Consider the following 12070-nt stretch of genomic DNA (forward strand, 5'->3'; position numbering starts at 1 on the left):
ATGGACACACGGCGCTGTGCGTCCACGTCTACGGAAACGGTACCGGCGCGGGTGTCGACCTCGCTGAGGGCTGGCCGCCCGCGGGCCGCCGCTTTTCCGTGGAGGCCGGTGTTTTTCGGCCCGGTCGGGCGCGCATCGCGGACGCCGCAAGGGGCGGGGCGCCCCCGGGCCCACCGTCGCCGGGGCGGGCCGCAACGGGCCGAAAACCCTGTTTCTCCCCGAAGGCCGCCTTGTGGCGCTTCGCGCACCGCGAGAGGCTGCCCCCGGCGGGTCCGGGCCGGGCCGGGGCGCGCCGAGCCGAGAAGGGGAACGCGGATCATGGCACGGACGCGCAGGCGGCGTCCGCTCCGGGCGGGGAGCCCGACGGCGGTCGTGACGACCGGGGCGCCGTGGGCCGCCACCCCGCCCGCGCGTGCCGCACCGGCGGGCACCGGCGGCCCGACGGCGTCCCGGCGACGCCCGCGGGGCGAGAACCGGCCGTCTGCCCGGGGGGCGCCGGCGCCACCGGCCGCCCGCCCCTGTCACCCCCCGCGCCGGTGGCGCGAGCGCTGGTCGCGGGGGCAGTGCACGGCAGGATGTCCGGCCGGGGGCCCGGTTCGCCGGACACCCTCCGGCACATGCCACCGTTCATGTGACAGGCGTCCGAAAGCGGCTCTGCGTTCGTCTCGTACGTGGCATGTCTTGTGTAAAGACATAGGCGGAAGCAGTTAACAAAGCGCCGGATTGCGCACCCGAATAGGGTGGAAGGCTCCCCCGGTACTCCCCCAGCAGGACCCACCTCCCCACATCCATCCGCCTACCCCCCGTTGATGCGGACAGGAGCGGTCATGCCAGCCAGGCACCACCCGTCATCACCCCCGACGCCCCGTACCGAGAACGGCGAGAACGCCGGGAACGGACCTCAGGACAAGGACGGCGAGAACAGCAAGGCCGCCAGGAGCGCCAAGGCCGCCAAAAGCGGCAAGAGCTCGAAGAGCGGCAAGGACAGCAAGCGCGCCAAGGGCGGCCAGGACGGCAAGCGCGCGAAGAGCGTGGCCGCGGGCGAACCCGTCGAGCGGGCCGCGACGGCGCCCGCCACGAGCACCGAGAGCGCCGGCAGCGCGACGGACGGTCACGTCACCACCGCCGTCGGGCGCATACCCGTCCTGGACGTCCGCCCCCTGGTCCAGCAGGGGCGGCGGCCCGCCAAGGCGGTCGTCGGCGAGACGTTCGAGATCTCGGCCACCGTGTTCCGCGAGGGCCACGACGCGGTCGCGGCCAACGTCGTCCTGCGGGATCCGGACGGCGCGAGCGGACCGTGGACCCCGATGCGCGAGCTCGCCCCCGGCACGGACCGGTGGGGCGCGGACGTCACCCCGCACGCGCCGGGCCGTTGGACCTACACCGTGGAGGCCTGGGGCGATCCGGTCGCCACGTGGCGGCACCACGCCCGCATCAAGATCCCCGCCGGGATGGACACGGAAGCGGTGCTGGAGGAGGGCGCGCGCCTGTACGAGCGGGCGGCCGCCGGAGCGCCCGAGGGGCCGGACCGCACCGCTGTGCTGACGGCCGCCGAGGCCCTGCGCGACGAGGGCCGCCCGGCCGTCTCCCGGCTGGCGGCGGCGCTGACGCCCGAGGTGGACGCCGTCCTGGAGCGGCATCCGCTGCGTGAGCTGGTGACGGCCTGCGAGCCGCTGCCGCTGCTGGTGGAGCGGGAGCGGGCCCTGTACGGGTCCTGGTACGAGTTCTTCCCGCGCTCGGAGGGGACCCCCGAGCGTCCGCACGGCACGTTCCGCACCGCCGCGCGCCGTCTGCCGGCCATCGCGAAGATGGGCTTCGACGTCGTCTACCTCCCGCCGATCCATCCCATCGGCACGACGTTCCGCAAGGGCCGCAACAACACGCTCGATCCCGGACCGGACGACGTGGGCGTGCCGTGGGCGATCGGCTCGCCGGAGGGCGGTCACGACGCCGTCCACCCGGATCTCGGCACGCCGGAGGACTTCGCGTGGTTCGTGGAGCGGGCGCGGGAGCTGGGGCTGGAGATCGCCCTCGACTTCGCCCTCCAGTGCTCCCCCGACCACCCCTGGGTGCAGAAACACCCGGAGTGGTTCCACCACCGCCCGGACGGGACGATCGCCTACGCGGAGAACCCGCCGAAGAAGTACCAGGACATCTACCCGATCGCGTTCGACGCGGACATGGACGGCCTGGTCGCCGAGACCGTCCGGGTGCTGCGGCACTGGATGTCGTACGGGGTGCGGATCTTCCGGGTGGACAACCCGCACACCAAGCCGGTCGTGTTCTGGGAGCGGGTCATCGGCGAGGTGAACGGGGCCGACCCGGACGTGATCTTCCTCGCCGAGGCCTTCACCCGCCCGGCGATGATGCACACGCTCGGCCAGATCGGCTTCCAGCAGTCCTACACCTACTTCACCTGGCGCAACACCAAGCAGGAACTGACGGAGTACCTCACCGAACTCTCGGGGGAGGCCGCCTCCTACATGCGGCCCAACTTCTTCCCCAACACACCGGACATCCTGCACGCCTATCTGCAGCACGGCGGCCGGCCCGCCTTCGAGATCCGGGCCGTGCTGGCCGCGACCCTCTCCCCCACCTGGGGTCTCTACAGCGGTTACGAGCTGTGCGAGAACGCGCCGCTGCGGGAGGGCGGCGAGGAGTACCTGGACTCGGAGAAGTACCAGCTCAAGCCGCGTGACTGGGAGGCGGCCGAGCGCGAGGGCCGCAGCCTGGCCCCGCTGATCACGAGGCTCAACGAGATCCGGCGGGCCCACCCGGCCCTGCACCGGCTGCGCAATCTGCGCTTCCACCACACCGACCAGGAAGCGGTGATCGCCTACTCGAAGAGGAGCGGCTCGAACACGGTTCTGGTGGTCGTCAACCTCGACCCCCACCACACCCAGGAGGCGACGGTGTCGTTGGACATGCCGCAACTCGGCCTGGACTGGCACGAGTCCGCGCCGGTGCGCGACGAGCTGACCGGCGAGACCTATCACTGGGGCAGGGCCAACTACGTGCGCCTCGAACCGGGCACCCGGCCCGCGCACGTGTTCACCGTCCTGCGACCGTCCAACCCGCAGATCGGAGGGTCACCCACATCATGATCGTCAACGAGCCCGTTCCGGACACCTTCGAGGACACCCCCGCCAAGGACCGCGACCCCGAGTGGTTCAAGCGCGCCGTCTTCTACGAAGTCCTCGTCCGCTCGTTCCAGGACAGCAACGGCGACGGCGTCGGCGACCTCAAGGGCATCACCGCCAAACTCGACTACCTGCAATGGCTCGGCGTCGACTGCCTCTGGCTGCCGCCCTTCTTCAAGTCGCCCCTGCGCGACGGCGGCTACGACGTCTCCGACTACACCGCGGTCCTGCCCGAGTTCGGCGACCTCGCCGACTTCGTCGAGTTCGTCGACGCCGCCCACCAGCGCGGCATGCGCGTCATCATCGACTTCGTCATGAACCACACCAGCGACCAGCACCCGTGGTTCCAGGAGTCCCGCAAGGACCCCGACGGCCCCTACGGCGACTACTACATGTGGGCCGACGACGACAAGCAGTACGGCGACGCCCGCATCATCTTCGTCGACACCGAGGTCTCCAACTGGACCTTCGACCCCGTCCGCAAGCAGTACTTCTTCCACCGCTTCTTCTCCCACCAGCCCGACCTCAACTACGAGAACCCGGCCGTCCAGGAGGAGATGATCTCCGCGCTGCGGTTCTGGCTGGACCTGGGCATCGACGGCTTCCGCCTCGACGCCGTGCCCTACCTGTACGCCGAGGAGGGCACGAACTGCGAGAACCTCCCCGCGACGCACGAGTTCCTCAAGCGGGTCCGCAAGGAGATCGACGCCGCCTATCCCGACACGGTGATCCTGGCGGAGGCCAACCAGTGGCCCGAGGACGTCGTGGACTACTTCGGCGACTACGCCTCCGGCGGCGACGAGTGCCACATGGCGTTCCACTTCCCCGTCATGCCGCGCATCTTCATGGCCGTGCGCCGCGAGTCGCGCTACCCCGTCTCCGAGATCCTCGCCAAGACCCCCGCCATCCCCGCGAACTGCCAGTGGGGCATCTTCCTGCGCAACCACGACGAGCTGACCCTCGAGATGGTCACCGACGAAGAGCGCGACTACATGTACGCCGAATACGCCAAAGACCCGCGCATGCGCGCCAACATCGGCATCCGCCGCCGCCTCGCGCCCCTCCTCGACAACGACCGCAACCAGATCGAGCTGTTCACCGCACTGCTGCTGTCCCTGCCCGGCTCGCCGATCCTCTACTACGGCGACGAGATCGGCATGGGCGACAACATCTGGCTCGGCGACCGCGACGCCGTGCGCACCCCCATGCAGTGGACCCCCGACCGCAACGCCGGCTTCTCCTCCTGCGACCCCGGCCGCCTCTCCCTGCCCACCATCATGGACCCCGTCTACGGCTACCAGGTCACCAACGTCGAGGCGTCGATGTCGTCGCCCTCCTCACTGCTGCACTGGACCCGCCGCATGATCGAGATCCGCAAGCAGAACCACGCCTTCGGCCTGGGCACCTACACCGAACTGCCCTCCTCCAACCCCGCCGTCCTCGCCTTCCTGCGCGAACACGAGGACGACCTGGTCCTGTGCGTGCACAACTTCTCACGCTTCGCACAGCCCACCGAACTCAACCTCAGCCGCTTCAACGGGCGCTACCCGGTGGAGCTCTTCGGCGGAGTGCGCTTCCCGGCGGTCGGCGAGCTGCCCTACCTGCTGACGCTGGCCGGGCACGGCTTCTACTGGTTCCGGCTGCGCAAGGACACCCCCTAGTACCCCGGGGCGGGGCGGTTTCCCCTGCTCCGCCCGGGGCACGCATGAGTAACACCCCGACCCCCGCGGGGAAAGGAATGCGACGCCATGGCGGAAACGGTCACGCTCTCCGGCAAGACAGTCCCCGGCCTCCTGGGGTCGCTGGATCCCCTGTTGCGCGAGTGGCTGCCACGGCAGCGCTGGTTCGCCGGCAAGGGGCGTCCGATCACCGGGTTCTCGCTGGTGGCGGCCACCGAGCTGCTGCCGGCCGACTCCCGGCTCGGGCTCTACCACCTGCTGGTGCGCGCCCGTCAGGGCCCGGGCCCGGGCGACTGCTACCAGCTGCTCCTCGGCGTCCGCGAGGCGCTGCCGCCCCGGCTGGCCCCCGCGCTGATCGGGCACGTGACCGGGGGGCCGCTGGCCGGGCGGACCGTCTTCGACGCGCTGTACGACGCCCGGCCCGCCGAGGTGCTGCTGGAGGCGATGCGCACCCGGGCCCGGATCGGGGCGCTGCGCTTCGACCGGGACCCGGGGCAGGAGATCCGGTCGGGACTGGTCCCGCGCCGGCTCACGGGCGAGCAGTCGAATTCGTCCGTCGTCTTTGGAGATACGTTCATTCTCAAGCTCCTGCGCCGGGTCGTGCCCGGCGTCAACCCCGACCTGGAGCTGCCGCTGGCGCTGGCCCGCGAGGGCTGCGCCCGGGTGCCCGCGCCGACGGCCTGGCTCCAGGCCGACCTGGGCGAGAGCGGTGACGGCCGGGGCGAGGACGGGACCTACGTCCTGGGCGTGCTCCAGCCGTATCTACAGGGCGCGGCGGACGGGTGGGAGCTGGCACTGCGGGAGCTGGAAAAGGGCGAGGACTTCGTCGCCGAGGCCCGGGCGCTGGGCCGCGCCACGGCCGAGGTGCACGGGGCCCTGGCGCGGGCGCTGCCCACCGCGACGCTGGGGCCGGCCCAGGCGGCGCCGATGGTGGACGGCATGACCGAGCGGCTCGACGCGGCCGCACAGGCGGTGCCGGCCCTGCGCCCCTACGCGCCGGCGCTGCGCACCGCCTTCACCGCCCTGGCGGACCTCGCGGCCGAGGGCCGCACCTGGACCGCTCAGCGCGTCCACGGGGACCTGCACCTCGGGCAGTGCCTGCGCACCTCCGCCGGCGAGTGGACGCTGATCGACTTCGAGGGGGAGCCGGCCCGCCCGCTGGCCGAGCGGCGGATGCCGCAGCCGACCGTGCGGGACGTGGCCGGCATGCTGCGCTCCTTCGACTACGCGGCCCACTCGGCGAGCCCGCCGGACCCCGGCTGGGCGCAGGCCTGCCGGGCCGCCTACTGCTCCGGGTACGCCGACGCGGCGGGCGCGGACCCGCGCACCGACCCCGTGCTGCTGCGGGCCTACGAGACGGACAAGGCGGTCTACGAGGTCGTCTACGAGGCCCGGCACCGTCCCGAGTGGCTGCCCGTCCCCCTGTCCGCGATACACCGCCTCGCCGCCCCCGACCTGCCTTGAGGAGGCTCCGCACGTGACTCCCCCGAAGAAGGTCAAGAAGGCCGACGGGAAGAACGACAAGCCCGCCGCCGGCCCCGCGCCGGCCACGTCCGACGGTCCGGCCACGTCCGACGGTCCGGTCCCGTCCGGCGGCCCGGACCCGTCCCCCGCTCCGGCGGTGTCGCCCGTGCCGGACGCCGTCGACCGCGAGCGCCTGCTGCACGGGTCCCATCACGCCCCGCACGCGGTGCTCGGCGCGCATCCGGTCCCCGGCGGGGTCGTCTTCCGGGCGCTGCGCCCGTACGCGCGCTCCGTCACGGTGCTGGCGGGCGAACTGCGCGCCGAGCTCCGGGACGACGGCGACGGCTTCTTCTCCGGCCTGCTGCCCCTGACCGAGGTCCCGGACTACCGGCTGCTCGTGGCCTACGACGACGCGACCGTGGAGACCGAGGACGCCTACCGATTCCTGCCCACGCTGGGCGAGCTGGACCTGCACCTGATCGGCGAGGGCCGGCACGAGGAACTGTGGACGGTGCTCGGCGCGCATCCGCGGGTCCACCAGGGGGTGAGCGGCACCAGCTTCTCGGTGTGGGCCCCGAACGCGCGCGGTGTGCGGGTGGCCGGCTCCTTCAACTTCTGGGACCCGACGGGGTTCCCCATGCGTTCGCTCGGCGCGACCGGCGTGTGGGAGCTGTTCGTGCCCGGGATCGGCGAGGGCGAGCTGTACAAGTTCGACATCACCCGGCCCGACGGCTCGCACACGCTGCGCGCCGACCCGATGGCCCGGCGCACCGAGGTGCCGCCGGCGACGTCGTCGATCGTGACCGCCTCGCACCACGAGTGGGGCGACGAGGAGTGGCTGGCGCGGCGGGCCGCGATACCCGTGCACCAGGCCCCGTTCTCCGTGTACGAGGTCCACCTGCCGTCCTGGCGGCCCGGCCTCACCTATCGCCAGCTCGCCGACCAGCTGCCCGCCTACGTCAAGGACCTGGGCTTCACGCACGTCGAGCTGATGCCGGTCGCCGAGCATCCGTTCGGCGGCTCCTGGGGCTACCAGGTCACCGGCTTCTACGCGCCGACGGCCCGGCTGGGCACACCGGACGACTTCAAGTACCTGGTGGACGCCCTGCACCGGGCCGGCATCGGCGTCCTGATGGACTGGGTGCCGGCGCACTTCCCGCGCGACGAGTGGGCCCTCGCCGAGTTCGACGGGCGTCCGCTGTACGAGCACGAGGACCCGCTGCGGGCCGCGCACCCCGACTGGGGAACGCTGGAGTTCGACTTCGGCCGGCGCGAGGTGCGCAACTTCCTGGTGGCCAACGCGGTGTACTGGTGCGAGGAGTTCCACATCGACGGGCTGCGGGTGGACGCCGTCGCCTCGATGCTCTACCTCGACTATTCGCGCGAGCCCGGCCAGTGGACCCCGAACGAGCACGGCGGACGGGAGAACCTGGACGCGGTGGCCTTCCTCCAGGAGATGAACGCGACCGTGTACCGCCGCAGTCCCGGCGTCGTCACCGTCGCGGAGGAGTCCACCGCCTGGGACGGCGTCACGCGGGCCACCGACCAGCCGGGGCCGAGCGGGTTCGGCGGGCTCGGCTTCGGGCTGAAGTGGAACATGGGCTGGATGCACGACTCGCTGGACTACATGAGCCACGAGCCGGTGCACCGCAGGTACCACCACCACGAGATGACGTTCTCGATGGTGTACGCGTACAGCGAGAACTACGTGCTGCCCATCTCGCACGACGAGGTGGTGCACGGCAAGCGTTCGCTGGTGTCGAAGATGCCCGGCGACTGGTGGCAGCAGCGGGCCGGTCTGCGGGCCTACCTGGCCTTCATGTGGGCCCACCCGGGCAAGCAACTGCTGTTCATGGGCCAGGAGTTCGCGCAGGGCGCGGAGTGGTCGGAGACGCACGGCCCCGACTGGTGGCTGCTGGACCCGGCCTACGGGGCCGAGGCGGACCACCGGGGCGTGCGGGACCTCGTGCGCGACCTCAACGCCGTCTACCGGGCGACGCCCGCGCTCTGGCAGCTGGACACCGACCCGGCCGGCTTCGCGTGGGTGGTCGGCGACGCGGCCGAGGACAACGTCTTCGCGTTCCTGCGCCACGACGGCGAGGGCTCCCCGCTGCTGTGCGTCAGCAATCTGTCGCCCGTCGTGCGCCACGACTACCTCCTGGGCGTCCCCGACGACGTGCCGGCCTGGCACGAGGCGCTGAACACCGACGCGTCCGGGTACGGGGGCAGCGGTGTCACCGGTCCCGACCCGGTCAAGCCGGAGCCGCAGGGCCGCCACGGCCACCCGGCGACCGTCCGCCTGACCCTGCCCCCGCTGGCGACGATCTGGCTCCGCCCGGCCTGAGCCCCGCCCGCCGACGCCCGGGAGCGGGACGCCGGGCGCGACCCGCTCCCGGCGGACCGCACCCGGCGACCCGCTCCCGGCGCGCGGAGACGGGCGTCAGGTCCCGGTGGGGGCCCGGCGCGCGAGGGTGTCGGCCAGAGGCTTGGGCAGCGGCCGGCTGTGCAGGACCCCGAGCCGCTGGGTGGCACGGGTCAGCGCCACGTACAGGTCGCTGGTGCCGTACCGCGCCGGCTCCACCACCAGCACGGAGTCGAACTCCAGGCCCTTCGACTGCCGGGGGTCCAGCAGGACGACCGGCTGCGTCAGGTCCGGCTCCGCGCCCGCGGTGATCCCGTCCAGCCGCGCCGCGAGCCTGCGGTGCAGGTCGCGCGGGGCGATGACGGCGAGCCGGCCCTCGGCGGGCGTCAGCTCGCCGACGGCCTCGGCGACCGCCTCGGCCAGGTCGCCGGTCGCGCGCGCCCACGGCCGTGCCCCCGTCGACCGCACGGAGCTCGGCGGCGCGAAGTCCGGGCGTTCGGCGCGCACCACCGCGGCGGCGACCTCCATGATCTCGGCCGGGGTGCGGTAGTTGACGCCCAGGCGGGTGTGCTCCCAGCGGTCCTGGACGTACGGCCCCAGGATCCGGTCCCAGGAGCCGACGCCCGCCGCCTCCGCGGTCTGCGCCGGGTCGCCGACCAGCGTCATCGAGCGGGTGGGGCAGCGCCGCATCAGCAGCCGCCACGCCATCGGCGACAGCTCCTGCGCCTCGTCGACGATGATGTGCCCGAACGCCCAGGTCCGGTCGGCCGCCGCGCGCTCGGCGGCGCTGCGGTGGTCGTCCTCCTCGTGCCGTTCGGCGAACCGTTCGGCGTCGATGATGTCGTGGGCGGACAGGACCTCGGAGTCCTCCTCGTCCTTGTCGTCGAACTCGTAGGTGCGCGAGGCGTAGGAGACGTCCAGGACGCCCTGGGCGTAGGCGACCTGCGTCTCGCGCTCCCGCTCGGCCAGCGCCCGCGCCACGCGCTCGTCCACGCCGAGCAGTTCGGCGGCCTCGTCCAGCAGCGGGACGTCCGCCACCGTCCACGCCCGGGTGAGGGGGCGGCGGATGACGGCCGCGTCGTCGTCGGAGACGTAGCCCACCGGGTCGGCGAGGAAGTCGGCGACCAGGCGCTGCGGGGTCAGGCGCGGCCACAGCTGGTCGACGGCGGCCCAGACCTCGGGGTTCTCGGCGAGTTCGTCGCGGATCTGGGTGATGTCGCTCGGGTCCAGCAGGTTCGTGCCGTCGAACGGATCGGTGCCGATGCGTTCGGCGACCATGTCGGTGAGGGTGTTGAGGATGTGGCCCTCGAAGTGCTCACGGGCCACGTTGTGCGGGAGGTTCGCGGCGCGGGTGCGCTCGCGGGCCATCTTCACCAGCCCGTCGTCGAGCATCAGGATCTCGCGGTCGTGCTCGATGGCGATCACCGGGTCGGGCAGCGCCTGCCAGTCGCGGACGACGTCGGCGAGCACGTCCGCCATGTCGGCGCGGCCCTTGACCGCGGCCGCCTCGCGGGTGTCGGTCGCCGTGGCCCTGACGCCGGGGAACAGTTCGCCGACCGTGGAGAGCAGCACGCCGGTCTCGCCGAGCGCGGGCAGCACCTCGCCGATGTAGCCGAGGAAGGCGGGGTTCGGGCCGACGATGAGGACGGCCCGCTTGGCGAGCAGCTCGCGGTGCTCGTAGAGGAGGTAGGCGGCCCGGTGCAGGGCGACGGCCGTCTTGCCCGTGCCGGGACCGCCCTCCACCACCAGCACCCCGCGGTGCGGGGCCCGGATGATCTCGTCCTGCTCGGCCTGGATGGTCTGGACGATGTCGCTCATCCGGCCGGTGCGCGCGGAGTCGAGGGCGGCGAGCAGCACGGCGTCGCCGGTGGGGTCCTCGTGGCCGGTGCGGGTGGTGTCGCCGAGGTCGAGGATCTCGTCGTGCAGGGCGGTGACCCGGCGGCCCTCGGTGGTGAGGTGCCGGCGCCGGCGCAGCCCCATCGTGGTGTGGCCGGTGGCCAGGTAGAACGGGCGCGCGACGTCGGCCCGCCAGTCGATGAGGAGGGGGGTGCGTTCGGCGTCGTCGGTGCGCAGGCCGATGCGGCCGATGTGGTGGTTCGTGCCCGAGGCGAGGTCGATGCGGCCGAAGCACAGGGAGCCGTCCACGGCGTTCAGGGCGGCCAGGAGCCCGGAGCGTTCGGCGACGAGGATGTCCCGCTCCAGGCGGGCCTGCATGGGCTTGTCCCCCTGGGCGAGGGCGTCGGTGACGCCCGCCTCGGTGTCCCCGCGCAGGGCGTCCACGCGCGCGTACAGCCCGTCGATGAATTCCTGTTCGTGCCGCAATTCACTGTCAGGAAAGTCGGTGTTTGACAATTCCACTCCCGCCCGCATATACTGTGCTCACTGAGCTCCTTTGCGACCTGATTTCCATCGAGTCGCGAATCAACGAATATACGCAGAGAAATCCCCCGAGCGCAATTGCTCGGGGGATTTCCCTGTTTCCGGCGGGGTTACAGCACGTCGGCCAGTTCCTCGAGCAGCCGCCGCTTCGGCCGGGCCCCCACCATCGCCTTCACGGGCTCGCCGGACCGGAACACCATGAACGTCGGCATCGACAGCACCTGGTAGGCGTTGGTCGTCGCGGGGTTCGTGTCCACGTCCAGCTGCACCACCTTCAGCCGCTCGCCCTCCTCGGCGGCGAGCGCGGTCAGCACCGGCCCCATCTGACGGCACGGCGGGCACCAGTCGGCGGTGAACTCCACCAGCACCGGCCCCTGCGCCCCGAGCACCTCCGCCGCGAAGTCCGCGTCCGTCACTTCCGCCACACCGTCGGCCTTGATCACCGCGTCTGCCCTCCCAGTTCGCACACCGGATCCGGACCTCCCGGAACCGTCGCATCGGCCGCCAGCTCGTCCCGCGCCCGCTCGGCCCTGACCAGCTGCTCGCCGACCTGGGCGCGCACCGCCCGCAGCTCGCCGATCAGCTCGTCGAGCTCCGACAGCTTGCGCCGGTAGACCGCCAGCGAGGCCGGGCAGGAGTCGCCCTCGGGGTGTCCGGCCCGCAGACACTCCACGAAGGGCCGGGTCTCCTCCAGGTCGAACCCGAAGTCCTGGAGCGTCCTGATCTGCCGCAGCAGCCTCAGGTCGTCCTCGTCGTAGGTCCGGTGGCCGTTGTCGCTCCGCCGGGCGGGGAGCAGCCCCCGGGACTCGTAGTACCGCAGCGTCCGGGTCGTCGTCCCGGCCCGCGCGGCCAGCTCTCCGATGCGCATGCCCTCGAAGGTACGGCTTGACGCCGACGTCAAGGCAACACCTCCCTCTCCCGTCCTCGCGGGCCGGCATTTCCGGGAACGGGAGAACGAAAGAACCGGGGAACGGGAAAAGCCCGGCACCGGGCCGGGCGGAGCGGGACGGGGGGGGACGGGAAACCGGGCGGCCGAGCCACGGGGG

General features: G+C 72.3%; 7 protein-coding genes. 4 read left to right on the plus strand and 3 right to left on the minus strand.

Annotated features, from left to right (window positions below; translation table 11 throughout):
* Positions 1 to 827 precede the first annotated feature (827 nt).
* The 4 genes from KMS84_RS11595 to glgB all read left to right on the plus strand — a co-directional run bounded on the left by KMS84_RS11595 (position 828) and on the right by glgB (position 8627).
* The gene (locus KMS84_RS11595; protein ID WP_256916067.1) at positions 828 to 3104 is read left to right on the plus strand and encodes an alpha-1,4-glucan--maltose-1-phosphate maltosyltransferase; all 2277 of its coding nucleotides are present in this window, start codon (positions 828 to 830) and stop codon (positions 3102 to 3104) included.
* Positions 3101 to 4801 carry a maltose alpha-D-glucosyltransferase gene (gene treS, locus KMS84_RS11600; RefSeq protein WP_256916068.1) on the plus strand — a complete coding sequence of 567 codons (1701 nt, stop codon included), beginning with the start codon at positions 3101 to 3103 and terminating at the stop codon, positions 4799 to 4801. Before KMS84_RS11595 ends, treS begins: the two co-directional genes overlap by 4 nt.
* A gap of 87 nt (positions 4802 to 4888) precedes the next feature.
* Entirely contained in the window at positions 4889 to 6283 is a 1395-nt protein-coding gene (locus KMS84_RS11605) for a maltokinase N-terminal cap-like domain-containing protein (protein ID WP_256916069.1), read from the plus strand.
* A gap of 13 nt (positions 6284 to 6296) precedes the next feature.
* Positions 6297 to 8627, plus strand: coding sequence for a 1,4-alpha-glucan branching enzyme (gene glgB / locus KMS84_RS11610; RefSeq protein WP_256916070.1), 2331 nt, complete (start codon positions 6297 to 6299; stop codon positions 8625 to 8627).
* A 96-nt stretch (positions 8628 to 8723) separates the two neighbouring features.
* Here glgB and KMS84_RS11615 read toward each other — a convergent pair whose 3' ends face one another.
* The 3 genes from KMS84_RS11615 to KMS84_RS11625 all read right to left on the minus strand — a co-directional run bounded on the left by KMS84_RS11615 (position 8724) and on the right by KMS84_RS11625 (position 11892).
* The gene (locus tag KMS84_RS11615) at positions 8724 to 11015 is read right to left on the minus strand and encodes a HelD family protein (protein WP_256916071.1); all 2292 of its coding nucleotides are present in this window, start codon (positions 11013 to 11015) and stop codon (positions 8724 to 8726) included.
* A 119-nt stretch (positions 11016 to 11134) separates the two neighbouring features.
* A complete protein-coding gene (locus KMS84_RS11620) occupies positions 11135 to 11467 on the minus strand; it encodes a thioredoxin family protein (protein ID WP_308287963.1) in 333 nt (110 codons plus the stop codon).
* Positions 11464 to 11892 (minus strand): MerR family transcriptional regulator, encoded by a 429-nt coding sequence (locus KMS84_RS11625; RefSeq protein WP_256916072.1) that lies wholly within the window; start codon positions 11890 to 11892, stop codon positions 11464 to 11466. Before KMS84_RS11625 ends, KMS84_RS11620 begins: the two co-directional genes overlap by 4 nt.
* Positions 11893 to 12070 lie beyond the last annotated feature (178 nt).

The organism is Streptomyces hilarionis (assembly GCF_024539675.1).
GTDB lineage: Bacteria > Actinomycetota > Actinomycetes > Streptomycetales > Streptomycetaceae > Streptomyces > Streptomyces hilarionis.

Excerpts from the sequence above, each read along its gene's own strand:
- KMS84_RS11595 (WP_256916067.1), top strand. The coding sequence starts at position 828 with ATGCCAGCCAGGCACCACCCGTCATCACCCCCGACGCCCCGTACCGAG.
- treS (WP_256916068.1), top strand. The coding sequence starts at position 3,101 with ATGATCGTCAACGAGCCCGTTCCGGACACCTTCGAGGACACCCCCGCC.
- KMS84_RS11605 (WP_256916069.1), top strand. The coding sequence starts at position 4,889 with ATGGCGGAAACGGTCACGCTCTCCGGCAAGACAGTCCCCGGCCTCCTG.
- KMS84_RS11615 (WP_256916071.1), bottom strand. The coding sequence starts at position 11,015 with ATGCGGGCGGGAGTGGAATTGTCAAACACCGACTTTCCTGACAGTGAA.
- KMS84_RS11625 (WP_256916072.1), bottom strand. The coding sequence starts at position 11,892 with ATGCGCATCGGAGAGCTGGCCGCGCGGGCCGGGACGACGACCCGGACG.